Annotated in this window: 20 protein-coding genes; 10 read left to right on the top strand and 10 right to left on the bottom strand. The window is 67.6% G+C overall.

The features are described 5' to 3' along the window. Positions 1-7: 7 nt before the first annotated feature. On the top strand, positions 8-1489 hold the full coding sequence (locus B5F79_RS01735; RefSeq protein WP_087217186.1) for a DUF1846 domain-containing protein: 1482 nt from the start codon (positions 8-10) through the stop codon (positions 1487-1489). A 96-nt stretch (positions 1490-1585) separates the two neighbouring features. Here B5F79_RS01735 and B5F79_RS10930 read toward each other — a convergent pair whose 3' ends face one another. Beyond that, positions 1586-2158: a DUF559 domain-containing protein gene (locus B5F79_RS10930; RefSeq protein ID WP_158094814.1), complete on the bottom strand. Its 573-nt coding sequence runs from the start codon at positions 2156-2158 to the stop codon at positions 1586-1588. Positions 2159-2758: 600 nt separating this feature from the next. Between B5F79_RS10930 and B5F79_RS01725 the strand changes: the two genes are divergently transcribed. Both B5F79_RS01725 and B5F79_RS01720 read left to right on the top strand, forming a co-directional pair. Continuing rightward, positions 2759-3589, top strand: a complete 831-nt coding sequence (locus B5F79_RS01725) for a Cof-type HAD-IIB family hydrolase (RefSeq protein ID WP_087217184.1) — start codon at positions 2759-2761, stop codon at positions 3587-3589. Continuing rightward, entirely contained in the window at positions 3586-4590 is a 1005-nt protein-coding gene (locus B5F79_RS01720; RefSeq protein ID WP_087217183.1) for an asparaginase, read from the top strand. The genes B5F79_RS01725 and B5F79_RS01720 overlap by 4 nt, the downstream gene beginning before the upstream one ends. 43 nt (positions 4591-4633) lie before the next feature. Here B5F79_RS01720 and B5F79_RS01715 read toward each other — a convergent pair whose 3' ends face one another. The 6 genes from B5F79_RS01715 to ettA all read right to left on the bottom strand — a co-directional run bounded on the left by B5F79_RS01715 (position 4634) and on the right by ettA (position 13081). After that, entirely contained in the window at positions 4634-6364 is a 1731-nt protein-coding gene (locus tag B5F79_RS01715) for a Tat pathway signal sequence (RefSeq protein WP_241147228.1), read from the bottom strand. 33 nt (positions 6365-6397) lie between these two features. Next, complete coding sequence (locus tag B5F79_RS01710) at positions 6398-7330, bottom strand: CPBP family intramembrane glutamic endopeptidase (RefSeq protein ID WP_087217182.1); 933 nt, start codon at positions 7328-7330, stop codon at positions 6398-6400. Positions 7331-7386: 56 nt separating this feature from the next. Then, on the bottom strand, positions 7387-9180 hold the full coding sequence (locus B5F79_RS01705) for a putative ABC transporter permease subunit (protein WP_087217181.1): 1794 nt from the start codon (positions 9178-9180) through the stop codon (positions 7387-7389). Beyond that, positions 9180-9974, bottom strand: coding sequence for an ABC transporter ATP-binding protein (locus tag B5F79_RS01700; RefSeq protein WP_087217180.1), 795 nt, complete (start codon positions 9972-9974; stop codon positions 9180-9182). Before B5F79_RS01700 ends, B5F79_RS01705 begins: the two co-directional genes overlap by 1 nt. 296 nt (positions 9975-10270) lie before the next feature. Then, positions 10271-11239, bottom strand: coding sequence for an L-lactate dehydrogenase (locus B5F79_RS01695; RefSeq protein ID WP_087217179.1), 969 nt, complete (start codon positions 11237-11239; stop codon positions 10271-10273). A 162-nt stretch (positions 11240-11401) separates the two neighbouring features. After that, positions 11402-13081 (bottom strand): energy-dependent translational throttle protein EttA, encoded by a 1680-nt coding sequence (gene ettA / locus B5F79_RS01690; RefSeq protein WP_087217178.1) that lies wholly within the window; start codon positions 13079-13081, stop codon positions 11402-11404. A gap of 478 nt (positions 13082-13559) precedes the next feature. On the opposite strand from ettA, the gene B5F79_RS01685 reads away from it, so the two are divergent. From B5F79_RS01685 to trmB, 3 genes are all read left to right on the top strand, one after another. Beyond that, a complete protein-coding gene (locus B5F79_RS01685; RefSeq protein ID WP_087217177.1) occupies positions 13560-15227 on the top strand; it encodes a putative manganese-dependent inorganic diphosphatase in 1668 nt (555 codons plus the stop codon). Positions 15228-15344: 117 nt separating this feature from the next. Further along, entirely contained in the window at positions 15345-15956 is a 612-nt protein-coding gene (gene yfbR / locus B5F79_RS01680; protein ID WP_087217176.1) for a 5'-deoxynucleotidase, read from the top strand. A gap of 60 nt (positions 15957-16016) precedes the next feature. After that, positions 16017-16850: a tRNA (guanine(46)-N(7))-methyltransferase TrmB gene (trmB, locus tag B5F79_RS01675; protein ID WP_087217175.1), complete on the top strand. Its 834-nt coding sequence runs from the start codon at positions 16017-16019 to the stop codon at positions 16848-16850. On the opposite strand, the gene B5F79_RS01670 is transcribed toward trmB, so the two are convergent. Next, positions 16847-17752, bottom strand: coding sequence for a glycerophosphodiester phosphodiesterase family protein (locus B5F79_RS01670; RefSeq protein WP_158094813.1), 906 nt, complete (start codon positions 17750-17752; stop codon positions 16847-16849). The two genes, trmB and B5F79_RS01670, sit on opposite strands and share 4 nt — an antisense overlap. 211 nt (positions 17753-17963) lie before the next feature. On the opposite strand from B5F79_RS01670, the gene B5F79_RS01665 reads away from it, so the two are divergent. Next, positions 17964-19724, top strand: coding sequence for a DUF3825 domain-containing protein (locus B5F79_RS01665; RefSeq protein WP_158094812.1), 1761 nt, complete (start codon positions 17964-17966; stop codon positions 19722-19724). A 132-nt stretch (positions 19725-19856) separates the two neighbouring features. Then, the gene (locus tag B5F79_RS01660) at positions 19857-21059 is read left to right on the top strand and encodes an NADP-dependent isocitrate dehydrogenase (RefSeq protein WP_087217172.1); all 1203 of its coding nucleotides are present in this window, start codon (positions 19857-19859) and stop codon (positions 21057-21059) included. Positions 21060-21134: 75 nt separating this feature from the next. Here the strand turns inward: B5F79_RS01660 and B5F79_RS01655 are convergent, their stop codons facing one another. After that, entirely contained in the window at positions 21135-21842 is a 708-nt protein-coding gene (locus tag B5F79_RS01655) for a YdcF family protein (RefSeq protein WP_087217171.1), read from the bottom strand. 133 nt (positions 21843-21975) lie between these two features. Between B5F79_RS01655 and amrA the strand changes: the two genes are divergently transcribed. Both amrA and amrS read left to right on the top strand, forming a co-directional pair. Beyond that, positions 21976-23409, top strand: coding sequence for an AmmeMemoRadiSam system protein A (gene amrA / locus B5F79_RS01650; protein WP_087217170.1), 1434 nt, complete (start codon positions 21976-21978; stop codon positions 23407-23409). Further along, positions 23406-24287 (top strand): AmmeMemoRadiSam system radical SAM enzyme, encoded by an 882-nt coding sequence (gene amrS / locus B5F79_RS01645; RefSeq protein WP_087217169.1) that lies wholly within the window; start codon positions 23406-23408, stop codon positions 24285-24287. Before amrA ends, amrS begins: the two co-directional genes overlap by 4 nt. Before the next feature lie 97 nt (positions 24288-24384). Here amrS and B5F79_RS01640 read toward each other — a convergent pair whose 3' ends face one another. After that, complete coding sequence (locus B5F79_RS01640) at positions 24385-25806, bottom strand: amidophosphoribosyltransferase (protein WP_087217168.1); 1422 nt, start codon at positions 25804-25806, stop codon at positions 24385-24387. Between the last annotated feature and the right edge of the window lie 58 nt (positions 25807-25864).

Raw genomic sequence — 25864 nt, 5'->3', positions numbered from 1 at the left:
GAAGCCCATGCGCATCGGATTTGACAACGACAAGTACATCTCGCTCCAGGCCGAGAAGATCCGCAAGCGCATAGGCCAGTTTGGCGGCAAGCTCTATCTCGAGTTCGGCGGCAAGCTCTTCGACGACTACCATGCGAGCCGCGTGCTCCCCGGCTTTGCCCCCGACTCCAAGATCCGCATGCTCAAGAGCCTAAAGGATGACGTCGAGGTCATCATCGTCATCAACGCGGACAACATCGAGAACGCCAAGCGCCGCTCGGACATCGGCATCACCTACGAGGAGGACGCGCTGCGCCTCATGGACTCGTTCCGCGCGCTGGACATCCTCGTGAGCGGCATCTGCATCACGCACTTCACCGGCCAGCCGCACGCGGAGGCCTTCGAGCGGCGCCTGGAGAGCCTGGGCGTGAGGTCGTACCGTCACTACCTCATCGACGGCTACCCCTCGGACGTGAACCACATCGTCTCCGACGAGGGCTTTGGCAAGAACGACTACATCGAGACCTCCCGCCCGCTCGTGGTGGTGACCGCGCCCGGCCCCGGCTCGGGCAAGCTTGCCACCTGCCTCAGCCAGCTCTACCACGAGAACAAGCGCGGCATCGAGGCGGGCTACGCCAAGTACGAGACGTTCCCCGTTTGGAACCTGCCGCTCAAGCACCCCGTGAACGTGGCGTACGAGGCCGCGACCGCCGACCTCGACGACCGCAACATCATCGACCCCTGGCACCTCGAGGCCTATGGCGAGGTCACCGTCAACTACAACCGCGACGTGGAGACCTTCCCCGTGCTCAAGGCCATGATGGACAAGATCGCGGGTGAGAGCCCCTACCAGTCCCCCACGGACATGGGCGTCAACATGGTGGGCCTGTGCATCTCGGACGACGAGGTCTGCCGCGAGGCCGCCAAGAACGAGATCGTGCGCCGCTACTTTGCCGCGGCCGAGGAGCTGCGCCGCACCGGCAAGGGCGAGGAGGCGCTCGCCAAGATCGAGCTGCTCATGAGCCAGGTCGACGTCTCGGCCGACTACTCCCCCGCCCACCAGGCGGCGCTGGAGAAGGAGGAGGCCACCGGCGGCCCCGCCGCCGCGATGGTGCTGCCCGACGGCGAGCTCGTGACCGGCAAGACCTCCGAGCTCATGGGCGCCGCGGCCTCGCTTCTGCTTAACGCCGCCAAGCACATGGCGGGCATCCCCAAGAAGACCTACGTGGTGAGCGAGGAGGCGCTCGTGCCGATCTGCCACCTCAAGACCGAGCACCTGCGCAGCCACAACCCGCGCCTGCACTCCGACGAGATGCTCATCGCGCTCTCGCTCTCCTCTGCCACCAACGACCAGGCGGAGGCCACCGTGGACGCGCTCGAGCAGCTTGCCGGCTGCGACGCCTACTTCTCCGTCATCCTCTCCGAGGCGGACAAGCGCACCTACCGCAACCTGGGCATCAACGTCTGCTGCGAGCCCAAGTACGAGCGCCACACGTACTACCACCGCTAATCAGGACTGCTCCGCGAGCTACTTTTGCCGCCCATACGCACCCGTCATATCCTAGGCCGGATTCATCTTGGAAATGACGGGTGCGTATGGTTGTCCTTAGGACAGCTCACTCACGAGCCAATCTCGAAGCTCCGGAGTCGGACCTTCGAGGCTCACCCCAAGATCGCGGGCCACCTGACGCGCGAGGACCTCGAGCGCATCCCCGGATAGCTGACCAAACGTCACGGATATGACCTTCCATCCCATGCTCTTGAGCGAGTTACGCTTCTTGGCGTCCGAGTCAAGCTGGTCGCGCTCCGTGTGGTACTCGTAGCTATCGACCTCGACGATGGCTTTTCTCTTGGGCCAGCACAGGTCGACCTCGTATCTCGCAAACTGGCTGAAGGGAATGTCTTCGGCGCGAGGCCGAATGACGTAGTTCACCTCGGGACGGGGCAATCCGTACCCTCCGAGCTTTCGGGGAAGCGTCAGCAGGAGCGAGGCTTTGGTCTCCAAGGGGGACCTAGTTGGGAAGAGGGCGAGCCTCAGCGCGCGACGTACCTTCTTGACTCCCATGCAGCCCCTCGCCCCCTCGAGATAGTTCCCGAGCTCCTCAGGGGTGAACAACGCCCCTCGGTCTCTGAACCCCCTAGAGGTGTCGGCCTTTCCGTACGCTCCGAGACACTCCATGACAACGGACGCCACACGCGGAAGACTCGAGCTCGAGGCGATTTGGAGACAACAAAACGAGGGTGAGGCAATGAGTACCCCAGGGGCAAGCAGGTAGAGTGAGCCGGCGGGTACCCGTCCGGACCATATGTGATTGACCACGCTTTTTGACTGGATCCTATGCTCCTCGGAGTCCACCAGCACGTGTACGGGGGCTTTTTCCGACGCATGGATGCCCAGCTGCTCAAGTCCGCTTTGTCGAAGCTCCAACATAGAACCCACCGACCAGCTGAGGCCGCCAGCCGAGTACGGGTTGCCCAGCCGTTTGAGCAAGCCGCTCTGCGACCAAACTTCCATAGCGGTTATGTCTGTAAGTGTCACCATAGCAATATATTTGTACTGCTTTAAGTATATTAAAGCAAGATGTTTTTCATCCAAAAGGGTGGGGGCGGTATGGCCGCTGCTTTGTGGCTCGGGGTACCATACGTACCCGTCATTTCTGATTGCTGACTGCCGTCAGAAATGACGGGTACGTATGGTCGGCCGAAATAGAGCCGCGCCCGCCGACACTCCCGGCCGCGCTCGGGGTATCCTTTCTCTGTTCAAACGAGAGGAGAGACGGTGGACTACCAGCTCATAGCCTTTGACATGGACGGGACGCTGCTGGACACGCGCAAGCGCGTGCTCCCGTCGTCCACGCAGGCGATAGACGATGCGGTGGCGGCGGGAAAGGTCGTCGCCATCTGCTCCGGGCGCAGCCCCAAGATGATCGAGATGGACCACGCGAGCTTCGGGCACGTGCGCTACGCGATCTGCTGCAACGGCACCGTGCTCTACGACATCGAGGAGCACCGCGTCCTCTCCACGAGCTCCTTCGAGCATAAGACCATCGCCGCCGCCGTGGACGCCCTTGGGGACAACGACGCCATGACCGACGTCTTCTCCGGGGCGGAGATGTTCTGCCAGACGTCCCAGCTCGAGAGGATGGACCACTACCGCATGGGCATCTACCGCGGTCTCTACGACGCGACCTCGACGCCCGTGGACGACGTCATGGCAAAGCTGCTCGACCCCGCCACGAGCGTCCAGAAGTTCATCTTCCACCTTGCCGACCCCGCCGCGCGCGACGGGCTGCGCGAGCGCACCGAGAGCCTGCCGGTGGAGATCGCCTACTCCGAGGACGCGAGCATCGAGTTCTCCCCTGCCGGCGCGACCAAGGGGTCCGGACTCCTGGCCCTGGCCGAGCTCCTCGGCATCCCCCGCGAGGCCACCATCGCCGTGGGCGACGCGGAGAACGACCTTCCCATGCTGCGCGCCGCAGGTCTTGGCGTTGCGATGGGCAACGCCACCGAGGAGGCCCTTGCAGAGGCGGACGTCGTCGTGGCGGACAACGACCACGACGGCTGTGCCGAGGCCATCCGCCGCTTTCTCCTGGGAGGCGAGCGCGCATGAAGCGAATCCTCATGATCGCCACCGGCGGAACCATTGCCTCCACAGAGGACGGCTCCGGCCTGGCCCCAACCATGACGGGTCCCGAGCTCGCACGCCAGGTCCCACTGCTCGACACCCTCTGCGAGCTGGACTTTGTTCAGCCCATGAACATCGACAGCACCAACATGCGCCCTCGCGACTGGCTGGAGATCGCACGCTCCGTCCGCGACGCCTACGATGACTACGACGGCTTCGTCATCCTGCACGGCACCGACACGATGGCCTACACCGCCGCCGCCCTCTCCTACCTCATACGCTCGAGCGAGAAGCCCATCGTGCTCACGGGCTCCCAGCAGCCCATGGCAAACCCCTTCACGGACGCCAAGCTCAACATCTACCACAGCGTCCTCTACGCCTGCGACGACCAGAGCCGCGACGTCAACGTGGTCTTCGGCGGCAAGGTCATCTGCGGCACGCGTGCCCACAAGCAGCGCACCATGAGCTTCAACGCGTTCACGAGCATGAACTACCCCTCGGTGGCCTACATCCGGGGCGGCCGCATCGTGCGCCCCGCCGGCACGCCCCTCGCCGAGAAGAACGGCGAAGCCCCGCGCTTCTACGACACCCTGAACGAGCGCGTGATCGTGCTCAAGCTCACGCCCGAGCTGCGCCCGAGCATCTTCGACCTTCTGCGTCGCGACTACGACGCCGTGATCCTCGAGACCTTTGGCATCGGGGGCATCCCCGACCATGACGGCTCCTACCAGGAAGCCATCTTCGACTGGGTGGACTCCGGCCGCACCCTCGTGGTGACCACGCAGGTCCCCGAGGAGGGGCTCGACCTCGGCGTCTACGAAGTCGGTCACGCCTACGCGCAGAAGGACGGCATCCTCAAGGGCGACGACATGTCCACCGAGGCGCTCGTGGCAAAGACCATGTGGGCGCTCGGTCAGACCCGCGACCCCGCCGAGATCGCCCGCCTCTTCTACGAGCCCATCAACAACGACCGCGTACCGCGCTAACGAACACGCAGCTAAGCGCCCGCCCCAGGGCCCGGCGGCGGGGTTACGCCAGCTCGGTCACCGTGACGGTCGTCGCGTCGCCGTTCTTCTCGGCGCAGCTGAACGAAATCGTGTCACCGGGGGCGTACGTCACGATCTCCACGAGGCCGGGCAGGGCAAAGTCGTAAATCGTCTCGTCGCCCTCGAGGGTCACGTAGAAGTGCGAGTTGCCCTCGATCACGGCCTGCGCCACGCGCGCTATGGTGCCCGTGACCTCGCGCGTCGACACGGCGGCGTCCTCCTCGGCCAGCAGCCCGTCCGCGGCGAGCATCCCGAGATAGGCCTCCTGGCACTCCTCCACCGTGGAGCCCGTGGCCACGCTCTGGTACTGCTCCACGTTGATCATCGCGTACATCTTCACGAGGCCGGCGGCGTCCTTGAGCGCCATGAAGTACGTGGGCTGCCCCGCCACGTTGAGCAGCAGCGGATAGGTTGCCTGGTAGCCGAGGTGCTGGACCTGCCCCTGGGCAGACGCCATCGCGGAGTCCTCGGTGGCGCCGCCCTGCTCGAGCGCGTAGTAGCGCGAGTCGCCGGTACGCTGGTTCACCAGGATGAAGCCGACGTTGGAGTTGTCCGCCGTCACGGAGCTCACGCCCGTGTAGAGGTAGATGTCCTCGCCCTGCGCCAGATAGTTGTAGCCGAGCTCGCCGTTGGTGCCGCTCGTGGTGCGCACCACGCCCTCCTGGCCCAGCCACGAGTTGAGCCAGCCGCCCTGGTAGGCACCGCTCCAGTTGTACTGCTCGATGAGCAGGTCGGCCGGATAGGCGCGGTCCACCCACGTGGGGCACTCCTCGACGGCATAGTCCTGCGTCTCGCCCGTGCAGGCGTTCACGAGGACCACGCGCGCGACGGTGGTGCCGCCAAAGAGGCCGATGGTCTTGCGCTGCACCGGGTAGACCCACCAGGGATTGCCCTCGTCGTCGAGCTCGAAGGACTTCTGGTCGAACATGTACGTGGGATAGCAGAGCTGCACGTGACGATCCACGTTGCGCATGAGCGGCTCGGAGTCCGAGTAGAGGATCGGCTGCTCAAGGCGCACGACCTCGGCCTCCTGCGTCACCATGTCCACCAGCACGTAGGCCGGGATGCCAGAGTCGCGGTTGGAGAGCCACTTGAAGAGGTCGGCGTAGGCCAGCGGGCTCACGCGCACCGGTCGCCCGTTGTAGTTGATCTGGCTGTAGGTGTCCGCGATCTCGAACTGGCTCACGTACTCCGGGATGGAGCCCATCGCGCGGTTGCCCAGGAGAATGGCCGAGTCACGGTCGATCACGGGAACGTCGGCGTAGTCAACCTGCTCGATGTCCGTGGCGAAGTCGCCGTCCGTGGTCTGGAGCACCGTGGCGTAGCGCTCGGCGTTGCCCGGGACGAAGGGCTGGGAGAGGAGCAGCCCCACCAGGAACGCGGCGATGACCGCGATCGGCAGGACCATGAGCTTCTTGAGGACGGCGGCGTGCTTGGTGCTGCGGGCCGCGGCCACCGCAAGGCCCAGGATCACCACGAGGCAGATGCCGCAGATCCACGTCCACACGCGCGGGCTGCCCAGGTTGAGGGCGGGATGGAACCACCAGTAGCTCGCCGCCAACACCACCACCAGCACGATGCCGGCAATAACGAGCGCGCGGCGGCTCCACCTTGCCATCTGCTCAACAAGGGAGCCGCCCTGCGTCGAGGCCGCCTTTCCCTCGCGCCTGAGCTGCTCCAAGAAGTCCATGAAGTCGGGGCCTTGTGCGGGCATCTGGTTCCTTTCTCGGACGAGACAGTGGTGACACTATACCGTGCCGGCGCGAGCTTCGCCGCGACGCTCGGCGGTCAGGCGCGCGACGGCCAGCACCAGCGCGACCGAGATCACGCAACCGACCACGAGCGCGGGCACGAGCGCGCCGTCAAGGAGGGGCTCCAGCGGCGTCATGAGCTCCGACGCGCCGTTCACGGTCATGTGGAGAAGAACCGCGGCGCGCAGCCTTCCCGTGCGTCGCACGACCCAGCCAAGCAACAGGCCGAGGCCAAACGCGTAGACCCCCTGGACGATGTTGAGGTGCATGACGGCAAAGATCAGCGCCTGGACGACGTTGGCCGCCCAGAAGCGCGCGGCCGGAATCTCGTCGCGTGCCGCGGGACGCGGCTCCGGGCAGAAGGCGCGCAGGCAGAACTCGAGCGCCACGCCGCGACAGATCGCCTCCTCGGCGGTCGGCGCAAGGATGGCCATGTCGACGAACGTCACAAGGTCCGTTTGCCCTGAGATTCCCGCGAGCTCCATAAGCTCGAGATAGAAGTCCATCAACTCGGGAAAGAGCGGCAGCACCAGCGTGAGCGCCACGGAGAGCGTCACCTGCAGGACCACGCCCAGTAGGAGCAGCACGCAGGCGAGAAGAACGCGGCGCTCCGGGCGAGAGGGGCGCGCGACCTCGCGACGCAGGCGCGCCCCCGGCCTGAGATGACGCCACCAGAGCACAGCCAGGACGAGGCTCGCCGCCGTGGCGACGAAGGTCAGCCCGTCAATGTCCGACGCCGGTAGCGTAAGGGTCAGCGCCACGAGGGCGACAATTTGCGCGAGCAGGTAGGCGAAGCCGGCTCCCACGGCCGCAAGCACCCACTTCGCCGCGTGCCCGGCGCTAGAACGGGGCCCCGGAGCCTCTGGAAGCCCTGGGGGCTCCGGAGACTGCGGGGACTCCGGACCCTTGCCCGGAATGCCAACCTCCATGCGCGCCCTCCTTTGGAATGGATGACGGAGCAACAGCTACAGCTAAGATTGTCGCATTAGCGCTCGCGGCGGGAGAGGCTGCGCGCGCAGGGCCCGAGCACCCACCACGCAAGGACGACGCACTCCGCAACAAAGATCGCGAGGGCGAGGCCCAGCGCCAGCGGAGCCTCGAGCACGCCCCAGACCGTGCAGCCCAGAAGCGCGAGCGCGGGAAGCGCCATGACCACGACGCCCACCACAAGCCCGGCGAAGACCATGAGCGTGGCCCCGCCGCCCTTGACGAGCTGCGCCTCGTTGTCCCATGCAAGCCGCGGGAAGCACGCGCCGAGCCCCAGGGAGAGCAGGCCCAGGGCGGCCGTCGCGCCCAGGTAGACGGCAACGAGATAGATGCCCGGGAGCGCGGGCACGCCCAGCACCACGAGCGCGACCACCATGAGCGCGAGCATCGGCACCGTGGAGAGCGCAAACGGGGAGACGAACTTCGCAGCGAGGTACGCGCTCCAGTTCATGGGCAGGCCGCGCAGGAAGAAGAAGTCCTCGCCGTCGCGGCTCACGCCCATCGTGAACGAGTAGGACGAGAAGCCCAGAAGGAGCCCGAAGGCGACCACGCCCACCGCACACCACACAAGAGCCGGGCTGTCGAAGGCAAGAAGAGCCGTGAGGGAGCGCGCCATCTCGAGCAGCGTGGCCGGGTCCATGCCGGCGTCGGTCGCCTGGGAGACGCCCACGGCACCGCTCACGACCATGATGACGATGAAGTAGAGCGGCATGAGCAGCGAGCTCAGGACAAACTGGTTGAAGAACACGGGCACGCGCACCATCATCTTCCAGTCGCGGCTGAGGTTGGCGGCGAACGCGCTGCGGGTGCGCGTGACCTGCGTGAGCTCGGCGCCCTGAACGCGACGCCCGCGCTTCCCGCCCGCGCCCTGGAGCGCCTGGACGCCCTCGAAGTACCACCGACGCGCGACGGCGGAGAGGACGACGGCATAGACCGCCACGCTCGCGAGCATGCCCAGGAGCCCCGCGAGCGCAACCGCAACATCGCCCTCGACGACAGCCCGCCCGAGCAGCGACGGCGGGCACAGCAGCCCCATCACGATCGCGGGGACGCCGCCGGAGAGCAGCCCTCCCGCGCCGGACGCGAGCGAGACGAGCCCGTCACCCTGGAAGGCGAACTGGCTGCCCACGCCGATGGCGAGCGCGAGCACAACGATGAGCCCTCCGAAGACGCGCGAGAAGAGGTCCTTGTCGTGCGCGAGGCGCGAGAAGCGCATGATGGGCACGCACACGATCACGAGCGCGAGGTTGACCGCCACCGCCGCCAGGACAAAGGCGAGCGCCATGGTCAGCCAGGCCCCCGGCGCGGCACCCACGGAGAAGAGGCACCCCAGGCCAACGGGCAGGATGATGAGGTCGCCGAGCAGCGACATCCCCAGGAAGTGGGCGAGCTTGGCCCACATGATCGTCGTGGCCGAGATGGGAAGCGTCAGGTAGTAGCCGAGGTCTCGCACGAAGTAGAGGATGTTCACGGCCTGGTAGAGGCCGGTGAGTGCCGTGAGGCCAACCAGGGAGACCACGCAGAGGCTGAACGCCTGGTACGGGGTAATGCCCACCTCTCCCAGCATGCAGCCCATCATGAAGAACATGGCGGCAAGCAGCAGGAACAGGAGGCCCATGGCCACCTTGCGCGCGCCCGAGCCGAGAGAGCCCCAGAACCCGTGGCGCCTCTCGGTGCCGTCGTCCCCCATGCCCATGCCGGTGGAGTCCAGGTGCTGCTCGCCCTTGATCACCACGCGCAGCATCACCTTGAACTGCTTCCAGGAGAACCCCTGGGCGGCCGCGCGCGCCATCAGCGGGCCTCCGTCGAGGCGGTGTCGTCCCCCTCGCCCGCCGCGGCAGAGCCCTGGGCAAACGGCGAGTTCTCGGACGTGAGCTCGAGGAACATCTCCTCGAGCGAGCCGTTGCTGCGGAAGTGCTCGCGCATCTCGTCGACGGTGCCCACGAAGAGCAGCTCGCCGTGCGCGATCACGCCCACGCGGTCCACGACCTTCTCGGCCACGTCGAGCACGTGCGTGGAGAAGAGCACGGTCTTGCCGGCGTCCGCGTGACGGCGCATGGACTGCTTGAGCAGCCACGACGCCTTGGGGTCGAGGCCGGTCATGGGCTCGTCGAGAATCCAGATGGCGGGGTCCGGCAGCAGGGCGCCCATGATCATCATCTTCTGGCGCATGCCGTGCGAGTAGGACTGGATCTGGTTGTCGAGCTCGCCCTCCATGCCGTACTCGCGCGCGAGCTCCTCGATGCGCGGGCCGCGCACGGCATCCGGCACCTCGTAGACGTCAGCGATGAAGCGCAGGAACTCGTGACCCTTGAGACGGAGCAGGTGGTCGGGCGAGTCGCTCACGTAGCAGAGGTTGCGCTTGGCAGCGAGCGGGTCCGCCGCCACGTTGACGCCGTCGAGCTCGATGGTGCCCGAGGTGGGCGCGAGCACGCCGGCGAGCATGTTGAGCAGCGTGGACTTGCCCGCGCCGTTGGGACCCAGCAGGCCGAAGATCTCTCCGGAGCGAATCTCGAGGGTCAGGTCGCGCACCGCGCAGGTGACGCCGCCGTCGTAGGACTTGGAAACGTGGTCGATCGTGATCATGGGTCTCCCATCCCTGGGGTCCGTAACAGTCGTGCGCGCCATTGTACGCTAGGAGAACCCCCCCCCCGGCAAGATGCGTGTGACGAATTGGTAAGCGGCTCCAGGTGGTCCCAGAAATTAGTTCGCATTGGGAACCTGAAAGAAAATGTCCAACTGCGAAAACGCTGACATACCACGCTATTTCAGGTTCCCAATGCGAACTAATTTCCGCGCCCCTTTCCCAAGCGCACCTCGCGGCACGAAAAAGTCCGCCGCTCGCGGAGCGAACGGCGGACTAGGACAACTCTGGCCGCAGGCTACTCCTCCGCGGGCATGACCTTCTCGCAGTAGTCGCGGATGATCGAGCAGGACTTGCGCATCGCGCGGCGCTCGTCGTAGGAGAGGTCGATCTCGAGCACGGAGTCCACGCCGGTGCTGCCGATGACGCACGGCACGCCGGCGGAGATTCCGGACTCGCCGTACTCGCCGTCGAGGTGGGCGGACAGCGGCACCACGCGCTTCTCGTTGTGCAGGATCGAGGTCACGAGCGCGGACACCACGGAGGCGATGCCGAACTCGGTGCAGCCCTTGCCCGCGATGATCGCGGCGCCGGACTCGCGCACACGGCGCATGACGTCATCGAAGTCGATGGTGTCCACCACGTCGTCGCGCAGGGACAGGTACTCGCGCAGGCCGATGCCCTCGACGGAGATGCGCGAGGTGGGGATGAACATCGAGTCGCCGTGCTCGCCCATGCAGAAGGCCTGGATCTGACGGCTGGAGACGTCGATGGTCTCGGAGAGGACGCGGCGCAGGCGCGCGGAGTCGAGCGAGGTGCCCGTGCCAAAGACCTGGTTGCGGGGCAGGCCGAGCCTGCGATAGAGGTACTCGACCACGATGTCGGCCGGGTTGGAGACGCTGATGAGGATGCCGTGGAAGCCGGACTCCTTGAGCGGGCCCACGATGCCGTCGAGCACCTTGATGGTGCCGTCGAGCATCTGGAGGCGCGTCTCGCCCGGGCGGCGGCTGCGGCCGGCGGTGAGGATCACGAAGTGGGCGTCGGCGCAGTCGGAGTAGTCGCCCACGCGGATGGTGAAGGAGTCGCCGAGGCCGGAGGCCAGGTCGTCGAGGTCGATGGCCTGGGCGCGCGCGGCGTCGGCATTGACGTCCACGAAGACGATCTCGTTCACGAGGTGCTGGAACATGAGGCAGAGGGCCACGTGGCTGCCCACGCGCCCAGCGCCGATGATGACCGCCTTACGGGTCCTGATGCCGTCCAACTTCATGGGACTCTCCTATCGCCGTGACGCGGATGCGTCGCTCTTCTCGCTTGTCTGGCTCACAACGAGGGGCGCCTTCGGGGGCGCCCCTCAATTCTACAGTCTTGTGGACGTTGTGTGTCGATAAGGTTTCAGGAAAACGACGCCGTTCGCCGAGAAGGGCGCGCGCTAGTCGCGCGTGAGCTTGCGGTGCAGACGGTGGGGCCTGGAGGCCTCGGCGCCGAGACGCTTCTCGCGGTCGGCCTGGTAGGCCTCGAAGTTGCCCTCGAACCAGTGCCAGCGGCCGGGGTTCTCGTCGTCGCCCTCCCAGGCGAGGATGTGCGTGGCCACGCGGTCGAGGAACCAGCGGTCGTGGGAGATCACCACCGAGCAGCCGGGAAACTCCTCGAGCGCCTCCTCGAGCGACTCCAGGGTCTCGACGTCGAGGTCGTTGGTGGGCTCGTCCAGCAGCAGGAGGTTTCCGCCCTGCTTGAGCGTGAGCGCGAGGTTCAGGCGGTTGCGCTCGCCGCCGGAGAGCACGCCGGCGCGCTTCTGCTGGTCGGAGCCCTTGAAGCCAAAGGCCGCCACGTAGGCGCGGCTCGGGATCTCGGTCTCGCCCACGCGGATGTAGTCGTTGCCGTCCGAGACAACCTCCCAGAGGCTCTTCTCGGCGTCGATGCCCGCGCGCATCTGGTCAACATAGGAGAGCTTGACGGTCTCGCCCACCGTGAGCGCGCCCGACGTCGGGCTCTCCTGGCCCACGATCATCTTGAACAGGGTGGACTTGCCCACGCCGTTGGGGCCGATCACGCCCACGATGCCGTTGCGCGGCAGGGAGAAGCTCAGGTCGTCGATGAGCACGCGGTCTCCGAAGCTCTTGCAGAGGTGCTCGGCCTCGAGCACCTTGGCGCCCAGGCGCGGGCCCACGGGGATGTGGATGTCCGTGAAGTCCACGCGCTTGGAGGCGCGGGCCTCGGCCTCCATCTGCTCGTAGCGCTCCAGGCGCGCGCGGTTCTTGGCCTGGCGCGCCTTGGGGCTGGAGCGCACCCACTCGAGCTCGGACTTCATCTTCTTGGCGCGGCGGGCGTCCTGCTGGCTCTGGGCCTCCAGGCGCGCGGCCTTCTTCTCGAGGTAGGTGGAGTAGTTGCCCTCGTAGGGGTAGAGCTGGCCACGGTCGACCTCGCAGATCCACTCGGCCACGTCGTCGAGGAAGTAGCGGTCGTGCGTGACGGCCATGACGGCGCCGGGGTACCTGTGAAGGAACTGCTCGAGCCAGAGGACCGACTCGGCGTCCAGATGGTTGGTGGGCTCGTCAAGGAGCAGCAGGTCGGGGGCCTCGAGGAGCAGCTTGCACAGGGCCACGCGACGGCGCTCGCCGCCGGAGAGGATGGAGACCGGCGCGTCCGGGTCCGGGCACTGCAGGGCATCCATGGCCTGCGAGAGCTGGGAGTCGAGGTCCCAGCCGTTGGCGGCGTCGATCTCGTCCTGGAGCTGGCCCATCTCGGCCATGAGGGCGTCGAAGTCAGCGTCGGGGTCGGCCATCTCGGCGCTCACCTGGTTGAAGCGCTCGATCTTGGCAAGCAGGTCGCCAAAGGCCAGCTCGATGTTCTCACGAACGGTCTTGTCCTCGTCGAGCGGGGGCTCCTGCTGCAGGATGCCCACGGTGTAGCCGGGGCTGAGCATGGCCTCGCCGTTGGAGACATCCTCGAGGCCGGCCATGACCTTGAGCAGCGTGGACTTGCCGGCGCCGTTGGGGCCCACCACGCCGATCTTGGCGCCGGGGAAGACGCCCACCGTGACGTCGTCCAGGATGACCTTGTCGTGGACGGTCTTGCGGGCGCGGATCAGCTGATAAACGAACTCTGCCATGGGGTTTCTCGCCTTCTCTAGCAGGGGCTTGTTCGCCGACTATTCTACAGGGCCGAGCGGTCGGAGGGCAGCGCGGCGCTGTCAAAAACAGGGCCAGGGCACGACTTCAACAAATCGCGTTGTCAGATTCGGGGCCAGGGCACGACACCGGGCGGAATGGGACCCGCAAGGCCCGCCCGGCGTGGCAAAAGTCGCGCCCCAGCCCCCGAAGTCGCAACGTCGAAGAATCCCACGGACCGCCAACCGCCCGCCCCCGTGCCACGGCCGCGCATATGACAACGTACTTCTCGCCAAGCCTGCCCCCGCCCCGTTTTCCGCAACGCAACTTGACCGCAACGGCCCAGGCAAACTGCCGGCCGCCTCGCGATCCCCGCCCTCGCAAGACGGGATTTCCTACCGTTTGCACGCAACTGCTAGGATTTGTCCCCGCTCGCGTGGCACAATCAGACGAGGGAAACATCCAGGGGGAAGGGGCACCATGCCAGAGGGGATTCGCAAGGTCAACGTCATAGGCCACCTGCATCCTGACACCGACAGCATCTGCTCGGCCATCGCATACGCGCACCTCAAGAACGAGGTCGAGCACACCGACATCTACCAGCCGCGCCGCGCGGGCGCCATCAACCGCGAGACGGCCTTCGTGCTCAAGCACTTTGGCTTTGCGGAGCCCGAGCTCATCACCTCCGTCACCCCGCAGATCAAGGACACGGAGATCCAGCGCCAGGGCGGCATCGACGGCGAGATGAGCCTCTTCTCGGCATGGAACCTCATGCGCGAGAGCAAGACGGACACGCTCTGCATCACCGACGAGCAGAACAACCTCGAGGGCCTCATCGCGGTCAAGGACATCGCCAACGCCAACATGGACGTCTTTGACAGCGGGATCATCGGGAGCGCGCGCACCTGCTACGCCAACATCATCGACACCCTCAAGGGCGAGATGCTCCTCGGCGACCCCACCGCCCGCGTCACGGGCGGCAACGTCTGCGTGGGCACCACGCCCGAGATGATGGAGGACTCCGTCCACCCCGGCGACATCGTGCTCGTGACCAACCGCTACGAGACCCAGCAGTTCGCCGTGGAGTGCGAGGCCAGCTGCCTCGTCATCTGCTGCAGCGCGCACGTCTCCAGCAAGGTCATCGCCTCGGCGGAGCGCCACGGCTGCGCCATCATCACCACCCCGTACGACACCTACGCCGCCGCGCGCATCATCTCCATGTCCATCCCCGTGCGCGCCAAGATGCTCTCCGAGGGCATCCTCAAGGTGAGCGTCAACACCGCCGTGGACGACGCGCGCAAGATGATGGCCCACTCGCGCCACCGCTTCTTCCCCGTCATCGACGAGCAGAGTCACTACGTGGGCCTCGTGAGCTCCCCCAACCTGCTGGCCGCCAAGAGGAAGCACGTCATCCTCGTCGACCACAACGAGCGCTCGCAGTCCGTCGAGGGCCTCGAGCAGGCGGAGATCATGGAGATCATCGACCACCACCGCATCGGCTCCATCGAGACCGAGGGCCCCGCGTACTTCCGCAACATGCCGGTGGGCTGCACCTGCACCATCGTCCACATGATGTACCGCGAGAACGGCGTGGAGATCCCCAAGGACATCGCCGGGCTCATGCTCTCGGCCATCCTCTCGGACACGCTGGCGTTCCGCTCCCCCACCTGCACGCAGTTCGACCGCGACGCCGCTGCCGCGCTCGCCAAGATCGCGGGCGTGGACATCAACGTCTACGCGGACGAGATGTTCGAGGCGGGCGCCGACCTCACGGGCCGCACCGCCGAGGAGGTCTTCGGCGCGGACTTCAAGATCTTCAGCCGCGGCAACGTCAAGTTTGGCGTGGGCCAGGGCAGCTACATGACCGAGAAGAGCCGCAAGGCCGCCGAGGAGCTCGTGGGTCCCTACCTGGGCGAGGCGGCGATGCAGGAGGAGCTGCCCCTGGTGTTCTACCTCTTCACGGACGTCAAGAGCTCCTCGAGCGAGATTCTGTGGTACGGCGAGGGCGCGGAGGACATCGTCGCGCGCGCCTTCGACGCCGAGCCGCACGACGGCATAGCCAAGCTCCCGGGCGTCGTGAGCCGAAAGAAGCAGGTCATCCCCGCCCTCATGGCAACGCTGCAGAGCATCCAGGAGGATCAGGACTAGGCCCGCGCCGGCGAGAAGAACCTCGAGCAGAAAGCATGTGGAGTGCCGCCCGTCGGATTGTTGTCCGGCGGGCGGTATATCATGTGCTGCGTCAAACAGCCAAAGCAAGGAGCGGTCATGGCCGAATCACAGGAGTCGCACTTCCTCGCGCTGCTCTCCCGCATGAAGTACATCGAGCGCTGGGCGCTCATGAGGAGCTCGCGCCCGGAGAACCTCTCGGAGCACTCCCTTGAGGTCGCGTCCATCGCGCACATGCTGTGCGTCATCGGCAACGCGCGGTTCGGCCGCTCGCTCGACGCCGAGCGCGCCGCCCTGGTGGCCATCTACCACGACGCGTCGGAGATCATCACCGGCGACATGCCGACGCCGGTGAAGTACCACGACGGCACCATTCGCGACGCCTATCGGGCGGTCGAGAAGAACGCGGAGGAGCGCCTGCTCGCCGCGCTCCCGGACGATCTGCGTCCCGCCTTCGAGGACGTGTTCTGGCCGTCCGACGACGCGAGCGAGGACGAGCGCTACCTGCGCCGCCTGGTGAAGGCCGCGGACAAGATCTCCGCGCTCATCAAGTGCGTGGACGAGTCCCGCGCCGGCAACGCGGAGTTCACGAGCGCAGAGAGCACGTGCCGCGCGGCGGTGGACGAGATGGCAGCCGAGCTCCCCGAGGTCGCTGACTTCGTGCGCGAGTTCCTGCCGTCCTTCGGCGCCACCCTCGACGAGCTGCTCTGACGGACGCGCGGTCGTCCCGCCTCGTCACGCGACGTCGCCCTGCCTACGAAAGAGAGACCCATGCACGGAATGCACGCCCGCCTGCCCAAGAACTTCGTGCTGGAGGAGCGCCTCGAGCGCTACTCCCGCGCCATTGAGCTCGAGCCCGCGCGCTGGCGCGGCCGCTGGGCAGAGGCCTGCGCCCCGATTGGCGCCCCCTCCTTCCGCGAGGTGCGCCTGGACCTCGGCTGCGGCAAGGGGGCCTTTGCCGTCGAGGCCGCACGGCGCGAGCCGGATGTCCTCTTCGTCGCCATGGACTCCGAGCCCATCTGCGTTGCGTATGCAGCGCAGCACGTCTGCGAGAGCGGAGTCCCCAACGTGGTGGTGGTTCCGGGCAACGGGATGCGCATTTGCGAGTTCTTCTCCCCGGGGGAGCTCTCCCGCATCTATCTCAACTTCCCCACGCCGTTTCCCCGCAAGCGCGAGGCGCACCGGCGCATGGCGAGCATGGAGCGCCTCATGGACTTCCGCGACGTCCTAACGGACGGCGGCGAGGTGCGCCTGCGCACGGACAGCCAGCCGCTCTTCGACTTCATGCTCACGCAGGTGCCGCTGGCGGGCTACGAGCTTCGCTGGAAGAGCCGAGACGCGCGGGCGGACCTTCCGGACGAGCCCTCGAGCGAGTACGAGGAGCGCCTCGCCGCCCAGGGCGCCCGCGTCTTTGCGCTGACGGCCACGCCGGGACCCGCTCCCGAGAACCCCGTCCAGACCGCCGAGCTCTCGCTCGCGGCCTACCTCCCCCAGGACCTCGAGGCGCTCGAGGGGATTGGCTACGCGCCGCACGGCATGCAGGCCACGGTCACCAACCTGCGCAACCGCGCCCTCAAGGCCGCCGCGGGGGCAACGCGGGGCTAGCGGGCGATCATCGACTCCGGTGCGGGGATGAAGCCCTCGAATATCGCCGGGGCGCCGGCGGCCTCGCTGGCAAGGAGGTCGCGCTCGTTGCGGATGGTCCAGGTGACGAGGCGTGCGCCGAGCACGTCGCACGCCAGGCGAACGGGCGGGCAGCCGCGGTCGGAGAACCTGCACGCGATGAAGTCCGGTCGGGCCGTGGCGTTGCCCAGGAGCGCCGTGCCCGCCAGACGACGCGCCGGCGAGAGGTCCTTCTCGCCAAGGTAGTTTCTGGTGAGCTGCCCCCGGAGCACGTCCGGGCGGTTGCGACGCAGCCACTGCAGCACGCGTGGGTCGAAGCTCTCCACGCAGTAGTCCACCTGGTAGCAGTCGAGGCAGGCGACCGCACGTTGGGCGAGCAGCGCCGCGTTGCCGCCCCATGGCTTGAGCTCCACGATGATGGGCGCGGGCTCCGGCGCCACGGGGTCGCCGAGGTCGCCGCCCGACTCAAAGAGGCGAAGGACCTCGTCGAGCGTGGGGATGGCCTCGTCCGTGCCCAAGAGCCGATGCTCCCCCAGCTCGTCCAGGGTCATCTGCTCGACGGTGCCGGCGCGACCGCACATGCGCTCCGTGGTGTGGTCGTGGAAGACCACGAGCGCGCCGTCGAGCGTGAGGTGGACGTCGAGCTCCACGCCAAAGCCCAGCTCCCGGGCCTTGGAGAAGGCGACGAGGGAGTTCTCCGGAATGCCGGCGGCATGCAGCCCCCTGTGGGCGTAGCGGTGCCGGCAGATGCGCGACCAGCGCTCGCCCAGCTCGTCGCCACCGCGGCGCGGGGCCACGATCGCACACGCCGCGAGCGCGGACCCTGCCGCGACGCCCGCAGCAACCGCTGCTGCGCCCGCGACTCTCCTGGCAATGGATGACATGCGGCCCCCTTTGTCGGTCATCGCGTCAGCTGTCACCACGATGCCAGCAATTTGCCCATTGCGGCCGATTGCCTTCTCGGCTGGCGGCGGAGGGAGCGACGCCGCCGACCGTAATCTCGCAAGCGCGGCGGCGGTTTGGGTAGTAACGTAGATAGTTCGCAACTCACCGCCGCCCGGCATCGGCCCCGGCGTCACGTCCCAAGGAGAGACCATGCCCAAGATCACGCCCGGCAATCGCCTGTACCTGTACCGGCTTCTCTCGCAGGCGCTCGGCGTCGGGCGCCAGACCCTCATGCCCCGCGTGGAGGAGGCGCTGGTCGAGGACGGTCTCCAGCCGGAGGACCTGGGGTGCGAGACCATGCGGGAGCTCTGCGAGCAGCTGCCCGAGTTCATCAAGCTCACGGTCTTCAAGAAGGGCTACGTCTACGCCACCGTGCTCGCCAACGAGGAGTACGACCGCGCGCTCGAGCGCTCCGAGGCGGGTACCGCGGACAAGGCGGCCGCGAGCGGGAAGCCCTGGAAGCGCAAGCGCGGCGCGAAGGCGCTCAAGCCCGTGAGGCCGCGGCACGTCGAGCGCGCCCCGGAGCCCGAGCCGGAGGTCGCCGTGGCCGAGCCTGAGCCGGAGGCCGCCGTGCCCGAGCCGGAGCCGGAGGTCCTGGGAGATTCCGGTCATTCTGACGAGAAGAACCGTCCGGATGAGCCCAAGACCGAAGACGCCGCGGAGGTCCTCGAAGAATCCGGACGTTCCACGGGGGAAGACCGTCCGGACGAGCCCAAGACAGAGGCGGAGCCCGAGCCCACACCCGCGCCCGAGGCGGAGCACGTGCCCCCCATCACCTTTACCATCACGTACGTCCCGGAACCCGAACCGGAGCCGGACTTCTCCCCGGAGCCCGCGCCCGAGCCCGATGCCGCCGCAGGCACGCAGGCGGAGACGCCCGCCTCACCTGAGCCGGAGGAGCCCGTCGCGCCCATCGCCGCGGTGTCCGCGCGCGCCCAGTCCGACCTCCCGCGGGACTTTCACGCGGACGTGCGCTGCTCGAGCGAGCAGCTCAGCACCCTCTACCAGGTGCTTCCGGCAGACGTGGACCCCATGGCCACGCTCGAGGAGGACTTCCGCGTTGCACGCTCGTCCGGAGCGCTCGAGGGCACCCGCAGCAACGTGACGTTCTCGCTCCGCTACCTCCAGGCGGACGGGAGGACGCCCGTCCGCGTCACGCTCAGGCGGTCCGCCCGAGCGGTCGCTGGCAAGCGCTGGGCGCTTACCGAGGTGGACGCCGGGGCCACGGACGAGGTGGGCCTCGAGGGGCTCGACGTCGCCCGGCGCGGTTCCTGGGGCGCGTTCCAGACCGGCGACTCGCAGGCTGACCCCGAGCGAGCCTTCGCGCAGACGATCTCTCTCGGATCGCGCGACGAGGCGCTCGAGCGCCTTGCCGGCCTTGCCCGTCCGGAGGAGTGGGGCGAGGGTCGCCGCATCCTGAGCGACTACCTCGTCATGACCTTCGCGCGCGTGACGGCCGAGGGCAAGCTCGTCGTGGCTGATGGCGGGCCCTCCGCACGTTTTGACACCGGCCTCGTCACGCCCGAGGGCTCCCCCATCGGCGCGGAGCTCTCCGCGGGCGCGGGCGACATCCCCTGGCAGCTCGAGGGCTTCTCCGCCACGGACCCGGTCGACCCCGTTCGCTACGTGACCTCGCTCGCGCAGATGACCCTCGACCCCGCGCTGCCCGCGCCGCCCTTCTCGTCTCGCGAGGAGGTCGTGAGGAACCCGCGCCTGGCAACGCCCGCCTACGACCCCGTTGCCAACGAGGTCAGGCTGCTCGTCCCCCACGACGGCCGCGCGCTCGCGCTGGCGGCGACGGAGTCCGGGTACGAGGCCGTCGCCACCCTCGAGCTCGCGGACGCCTATGCCTGCGCGCGCGTGATAAGCTCCGACCTGCCGGCATGGCTCGCGACCGCCGTTCGCTCCTAGGGCACCGCGCAGAGCCGCCCCTCGTGTGACCTTCTGTGACAAGCAGGTCTCGGCTTTGCCCGCGAGGGAATCGGACGCGCGGCCACGTGCTACCCTCAACGAGTTGGTTGTCAACGATGCTTGGAGGAGCGCATGGCCAAGATTGAGATGAAGACCCCGCTCGTCGAGATGGACGGCGACGAGATGACCCGCATCATCTGGCAGATCATCAAGGACGAGCTCATCTGCCCGTACGTGGACCTCAAGACCGAGTACTACGACCTCGGCCTCGAGTACCGCGACAAGACGGACGACCAGGTCACCATCGACTCCGCCGAGGCCACCAAGCGCCTGGGCGTCGCCGTCAAGTGCGCCACCATCACGCCCAACGCGGCCCGCGTGGAGGAGTACGGCCTCAAGAAGATGTGGAAGAGCCCCAACGGCACCATCCGCGCCATCCTCGACGGCACGGTCTTCCGCGCTCCGATCGTGGTGCGCGGGATCGACCCGGTGGTGAGCTGCTGGAAGAAGCCCATCACCATCGCCCGTCACGCCTATGGCGACGTGTACAAGAACTCCGAGATGCGCATCGACGGCCCCGGCAAGGTGGAGCTCGTCTACACCGCCGAGGACGGCACCGAGCGCCGCGAGCTCGTCCACGTCTTCGACGGCCCCGGCGTGGTCCAGGGCCAGCACAACCTCGACGCCTCCATCGAGAGCTTTGCGCGCAGCTGCTTTGAGTACGCGCTCTCCACTGGGCAGGACCTGTGGTTTGCCACCAAGGACACGATCTCCAAGACCTACGACCACCGCTTCAAGGACGTCTTCGCCGACATCTACGAGGCGGAGTATCGCGAGAAGTTCGAGGCGGCCGGCATCGAGTACTTCTACACGCTGATCGACGACGCGGTGGCCCGCGTGGTCAAGTCCGAGGGCGGCTTCATCTGGGCCTGCAAGAACTACGACGGCGACGTGATGAGCGACATGCTGTCCTCGGCATTTGGCAGCCTGGCCATGATGACCTCCGTGCTCGTGAGCCCGCACGGATACTTTGAGTACGAGGCGGCGCACGGCACCGTCCAGCGCCACTACTACAAGCACCTGAAGGGCGAGCCCACCTCGACCAACTCCGTGGCCACGATCTTTGCCTGGACCGGGGCGCTCCGCAAGCGCGGCGAGCTCGACGAGCTGCCCGAGCTGGTGGACTTTGCCGACCGCCTGGAAGCCGCCACGGTCAAGACGATCGAGTCCGGCCGCATGACCGGCGACCTCGCACGCATCACGTCGCTGCCCGAGCCCGAGACGCTGGGAACGCGCGAGTTCATCCTCGCCATCCGCGAGACCCTCGACGCCTAGCGAGTGACCCAAAAGGGGACAGGAGCAAATTGGGACATCGGCCGATGTCCCAATTTGCTCCTGTCCCCTTTTGGGTCAGAGATTGCCCACCAGCGCGTCCTTCACGATGGCTGCGCACTCGCGCAGCGTCGCTTGGGGCAGGTAGAGCGGGTTGGTGCGGGCGGCCAGGCCGTGGGCGCCGGGCAGCCCGTTCTTCTCGGCAATCCTGAGCGCGCGGTAGAGGTGGAAGTCGTTGGTCACCACGGCGACGGAGGCATTGGGGTCGATCAGCTCGGACGAGTTGCGGACGTTCTCGGCCGTTGTGGTAGAGAGCTCCTCCTTGGTGATGCGCGACTCGTCCAGCCCGCGCGCCACGAGGTACTCCGCCATGGCGTCCGCCTCGGTCAGGGGCTCGCCAAAGCCCTGCCCGCCGGAGACGATGCACGTGGTCTCGGGGTTCTCGTTCATATACTCAAGCGCCGCCTCAAGGCGGAAGCGCAGCGTCTCGCTCGGGTAGCCGTCCGGCCTGAGCCCCGCACCCAGCACCACCAGGCAGTCCATGCCCGCGGGCGGCGCCGCAGCCGCCGTAGTGGCTATGAGCGCGGAGAGCGCTCCCACGGCAATGACGCCCGCCGCAAACGCCGCGCACACAAAGAGGCGCACCCGCTCGACGCGCGAGGCCGCCAGCAGCGCCGCGCCCATCGCGATCCACACGAGGAAGAACCCGCCCGCAGGGTACAGCGCTGCCATGAGCGCGCCGTAGGCGACGAGCGCCACCCCGAGCACCGTGAGCACCACGACCATTCTCGCCTCCCGCGACCAAAACCTGACAGTTTGCCCTGTCCCTCCTGTCAAGATGGTAGCAGGCGCGCTACGGTGACAGATGAGCCTGACGCAATTGTCACCCGCCCATTGTCACCCGGCGAGAGGGGGCAGCATGTCCGTTGTCATAGCCGTCGCAGTTCCGCACCCGCCCCTCATAGTCCCCGGCGTCGGTCACGGCCGGGAGCGCGAGATCCAGGGGACCGTGGACGCGTACCGTGAGGCCGCGCGTCGCATAGCCGAGCTCGAGCCGCAGACCATCGTGGTCTCGAGCCCGCACACGGCGATGTACCTCGACTACCTGCACATAGCGCCCGGACGCGGCGCGAGCGGCACGTTCGCGCAGTTCGGGGACGCGGCTGACGGGTCGAGCGTCACCTATGACGAGGAGCTCGTGGCGGAGCTCTGCCGCCTCGCGCGCGAGTCCGACCTTTCCGCCGGCACCGCCGGGGAGCGCGAGCGCAGCCTGGACTGGGGCGTGCTCGTCCCGCTTCACTTCATCCAGGCCGCCTACGACGAGCTCCGCGCGAGCGGCCGCGAGCTCGCGCCGTACCGCGTGGTGCGCATGGGCATCTCCGGCATGAGCCCGCTCGACCATTACCGCATGGGGCAGCTCGTCCAGCGGGCCGCCGCCACCCTGGGACGGCGCGTGGCCTACGTCGCCTCGGGCGACCTCTCGCACAAGCTCGCCGCGGACGGCCCGTACGGCTTTGCCCCGGACGGCCCCGTCTTCGACGAGCTCGCGTGCCGGGCGCTCGGCGCGGGAGCGTTCCTCGACCTGCTCACGGCCGATCCGGGGCTCTGCGAGCGGGCGGCCGAGTGCGGCCTGCGCTCCTTCCAGATCATGGCCGGCGCGCTCGACCGCACGCCCGTCACCTCCGAGCTCCTCTCGTACGAGGGTCCCTTTGGCGTGGGCTACGGTGTGGCGGTGATCACGCCCGCGGGGCCGGAGGGGTCGGACGCGGGACGCGACTTCGCCGCCGCGTACGAGGCGTGGCATGCCGGCGACATGTCTCGCCGCCGCGCGGAGGAGGACCCGTACGTCCGGCTGGCGCGCGCCTCGCTCGAGCATCGCGTCCTCACGGGTGAGCGGCTGCGAGACCTCCCCGGGGACGTGCCGCCCGAGCTCCTCTCCCGCCGCGCGGGCGCCTTTGTCTCCATCAAGAAGAACGGCCAGCTCCGCGGCTGCATCGGCACCATCGCGCCCGTGCGCGCAAGCCTCGCCGAGGAGATCGTCTCCAACGCGGTCTCCGCCGGGTGCCACGACCCGCGCTTCTCGCCCGTGCGGCCGGACGAGCTCCCCGAGCTCGTCTACGACGTCGACGTCCTTGGGGAGCCGGAGCCCGTGAGCGGCCCCGAGCAGCTGGACCCGCGCCGCTTTGGCGTCATCGTGAGCGCAAGCCGCGGGCGCCGGGGGCTTCTCCTTCCGGACCTCGACGGCGTGGACACCGTGGACGAGCAGCTGCGCATTGCCGCGCGCAAGGGTGGCATCGACCTCGACGAGCCCAGCGTGCGCCTGGAGCGCTTCGTCGTGGAGCGCCACGAATGAGCGCCGAGAAGAACGACGCGCTCGTCTGCGACGTCTGCCCTCGGCGCTGCCGCCTCTCCCCCGGCGGCCTCGGGGCCTGCCGCGCCCGCCGCAACGTGGGCGGCGCCGTCGTGGCGGAGAGCTACGGCAGGCTGACCTCCCTCGCCCTCGACCCCGTTGAGAAGAAGCCGCTCGCGCGCTTCATGCCCGGCACCTACGTGGTCTCCGTCGGAAGCTACGGCTGCAACCTCCGCTGCCCCTTCTGCCAGAACTGGGAGATCGCGCAGGCGGACGAGAAGGACGTGCGCACGCGCGAGGTCATGCCCGACGAGCTCGTTGCCATGACGCTCGAGGCCAGACGGCGGGACGGGCGCGTCTCCGGCATCGCCTACACCTACAACGAGCCGCTGGTGGGCTGGGAGTACGTGCGCGACTGCGCGCGGCTGGCACACGAGGCCGGGCTCGCGAACGTGCTCGTGTCCAACGGCTGCGCAAACGAGGGCGTGCTCGAGGGGCTCGAGGGGCTCCTGGACGCGGCGAACATCGACCTCAAGGGCTTCTCGGACGCGTTCTACGACGCGTGCGGCGGGGCCGCCGGGTCGCTGGCATGCGTGATGCGCACGATCGAGCGGCTTGCCGCGGACCCGCGCTGCCACCTCGAGGTGACCACGCTGGTGGTGCCGGGCATGAATGACTCCGAGGCGGAGATGGAGGACCTTGCGAGCTGGCTGGCCGGCCTTGACGGCGGGCGCGGCCGCGAGACGGTGACGCACCACGTGACGCGCTTCTTCCCGCGCTGGCACATGACGGACCGAGGGCCCACCCCGGTCTCCGACGTCTACCACTTAGCCGACGTGTCGCGTCGCCACCTTGCCCACGTCTTCGTCGGCAACTGCTAGGCTTGCACAAAAGGGGACGTGCCAGAAACGTGCAACTTTCTGCACGTTTCAGGCACGTCCCATTTTGCGCAATCCCAATTTGTGCAATCGCCTGCGGCTACTCCTTGCCGTTCCAGCAGTAGGTGCAGACCTTCTTACGGTCGATGCCAATGGCCTCGAGCATGCCGTCGAGGCTCTGGTACTCCAGCGAGTCGAAGCCCATCTCCTCGCAGATGGAGCGCAGCAGGCAGCGACCGCGCTCGGTGCGGCCGTCGGCGTACTCGTCGAGGTGCTTCTCGCCCTCGTCGCCCTCGAGCTCGCGGACCTTGCGACGGGCGATGAGCTCGTACTCGGAGCGGCTGCGCGAGAACGAGAGGTACTTGCAGCCGTACATGATGGGCGGGCAGGCCGAGCGCATGTGGACCTCGGAGACGCCGGTGTCGCGCAGGAAGTCGATGGTCTCGCGCATCTGCGTGCCGCGGACGATGGAGTCGTCCACGAGCAGCAGGCGCTTGTCGCGGATGAGCTCGGGCACCGGGATCTGCTTCATCTTGGCGACACGGTTGCGCACCTCCTGGTTGGCCGGCATGAAGGAGCGCGGCCAGGTGGGGGTGTACTTGACAAAGGGGCGAGCCAGCGGCACGCCGGACTCGTTGGCGTAGCCGATGCCGTGGGGCAGGCCGGAGTCGGGCATGCCCGCGACGTAGTCGACCTCGGGGAGCAGGCCGGCCTCGCGCTCGTCGCGGGCCATGATGGCGCCGTTGCGATAGCGCATGACCTCGACGTTCACGCCCTCGTAGTTGGAGTTGGGGTAGCCGTAGTAGACCCAGAGGAAGGCACAGATGCGCATCTCGTCGCGCGCCGGGGAGATGGTCTCGTAGCCGTCCGCGGTGAGGCGCACGATCTCGGCCGAGCCCAGCTCGTACTCGTCGGCGTAGCCGAGCTTGCCGTACGCGAAGGACTCGAAAGACACACAGTAGCCGTCATCGTCCTTGCCAATGAGGACGGGCAGGCGGCCCATGGCGTCACGCGCGGCGATGAGCTCGCCGGACTCGGTCATGATGAGCAGCGTGAGGGAGCCCTCGATCTGGTCCTGAGCGTAGCGGATGCCCTCGACGATGCTGGCCTGGGTGTTGATGAGCGCGGCGATGAGCTCGTTGATGTTCACCGCACCGGAGCTGGTGGCCATGAACTGGTGGCCGTCCTTCTCGAAGCGCTCAACGAGCTCGTCCACGTTGCCCACGGCGCCCACCGTGGCGATGGCATAGACGCCCAGGTGGGAGCGGACGAGAAGCGGCTGCGGGTCGGAGTCCGAGATGCAGCCCATCGCGCAGGTGCCGGAGAGCTCAGGCAGGTCGTGCTCGAACTTGGTGCGGAAGGGCGTGTTCTCGATGGAGTGGATCTGACGGTTGAAGCCGCCCCCCTCGCGGCACGAGACCATGCCGGCGCGGCGGGTGCCCAGGTGCGAGTGGTAGTCGACGCCAAAGAACACGTCCAGTGCAACGTCACGGTGAGAAACAGCGCCAAAGAACGCTCCCATAAGACCTCCCAGTCCTGCGGCGGCGCCCCCGTGCACCCCTCCGCTCCTGACAACCGCA

Source organism: Olsenella sp. An285 (assembly GCF_002159625.1).
Taxonomy (GTDB): domain Bacteria; phylum Actinomycetota; class Coriobacteriia; order Coriobacteriales; family Atopobiaceae; genus Thermophilibacter; species Thermophilibacter avicola.
Note: the sequence above shows the minus strand (reverse complement) of the source record. Positions and strands in the feature narration are given on the sequence as shown.

What these genes read in the sequence shown, in the direction of transcription:
- B5F79_RS01735 (WP_087217186.1), top strand. Translation starts at nt 8, where the DNA reads ATGCGCATCGGATTTGACAACGACAAGTACATCTCGCTCCAGGCCGAG.
- B5F79_RS10930 (WP_158094814.1), bottom strand. Translation starts at nt 2,158, where the DNA reads ATGGAGTGTCTCGGAGCGTACGGAAAGGCCGACACCTCTAGGGGGTTC.
- B5F79_RS01720 (WP_087217183.1), top strand. Translation starts at nt 3,586, where the DNA reads ATGAAGCGAATCCTCATGATCGCCACCGGCGGAACCATTGCCTCCACA.
- B5F79_RS01715 (WP_241147228.1), bottom strand. Translation starts at nt 6,364, where the DNA reads ATGCCCGCACAAGGCCCCGACTTCATGGACTTCTTGGAGCAGCTCAGG.
- B5F79_RS01710 (WP_087217182.1), bottom strand. Translation starts at nt 7,330, where the DNA reads ATGGAGGTTGGCATTCCGGGCAAGGGTCCGGAGTCCCCGCAGTCTCCG.
- B5F79_RS01705 (WP_087217181.1), bottom strand. Translation starts at nt 9,180, where the DNA reads ATGGCGCGCGCGGCCGCCCAGGGGTTCTCCTGGAAGCAGTTCAAGGTG.
- B5F79_RS01700 (WP_087217180.1), bottom strand. Translation starts at nt 9,974, where the DNA reads ATGATCACGATCGACCACGTTTCCAAGTCCTACGACGGCGGCGTCACC.
- B5F79_RS01695 (WP_087217179.1), bottom strand. Translation starts at nt 11,239, where the DNA reads ATGAAGTTGGACGGCATCAGGACCCGTAAGGCGGTCATCATCGGCGCT.
- ettA (WP_087217178.1), bottom strand. Translation starts at nt 13,081, where the DNA reads ATGGCAGAGTTCGTTTATCAGCTGATCCGCGCCCGCAAGACCGTCCAC.
- B5F79_RS01685 (WP_087217177.1), top strand. Translation starts at nt 13,560, where the DNA reads ATGCCAGAGGGGATTCGCAAGGTCAACGTCATAGGCCACCTGCATCCT.
- yfbR (WP_087217176.1), top strand. Translation starts at nt 15,345, where the DNA reads ATGGCCGAATCACAGGAGTCGCACTTCCTCGCGCTGCTCTCCCGCATG.
- trmB (WP_087217175.1), top strand. Translation starts at nt 16,017, where the DNA reads ATGCACGGAATGCACGCCCGCCTGCCCAAGAACTTCGTGCTGGAGGAG.
- B5F79_RS01670 (WP_158094813.1), bottom strand. Translation starts at nt 17,752, where the DNA reads ATGTCATCCATTGCCAGGAGAGTCGCGGGCGCAGCAGCGGTTGCTGCG.
- B5F79_RS01665 (WP_158094812.1), top strand. Translation starts at nt 17,964, where the DNA reads ATGCCCAAGATCACGCCCGGCAATCGCCTGTACCTGTACCGGCTTCTC.
- B5F79_RS01660 (WP_087217172.1), top strand. Translation starts at nt 19,857, where the DNA reads ATGGCCAAGATTGAGATGAAGACCCCGCTCGTCGAGATGGACGGCGAC.
- B5F79_RS01655 (WP_087217171.1), bottom strand. Translation starts at nt 21,842, where the DNA reads ATGGTCGTGGTGCTCACGGTGCTCGGGGTGGCGCTCGTCGCCTACGGC.
- amrA (WP_087217170.1), top strand. Translation starts at nt 21,976, where the DNA reads ATGTCCGTTGTCATAGCCGTCGCAGTTCCGCACCCGCCCCTCATAGTC.
- amrS (WP_087217169.1), top strand. Translation starts at nt 23,406, where the DNA reads ATGAGCGCCGAGAAGAACGACGCGCTCGTCTGCGACGTCTGCCCTCGG.
- B5F79_RS01640 (WP_087217168.1), bottom strand. Translation starts at nt 25,806, where the DNA reads ATGGGAGCGTTCTTTGGCGCTGTTTCTCACCGTGACGTTGCACTGGAC.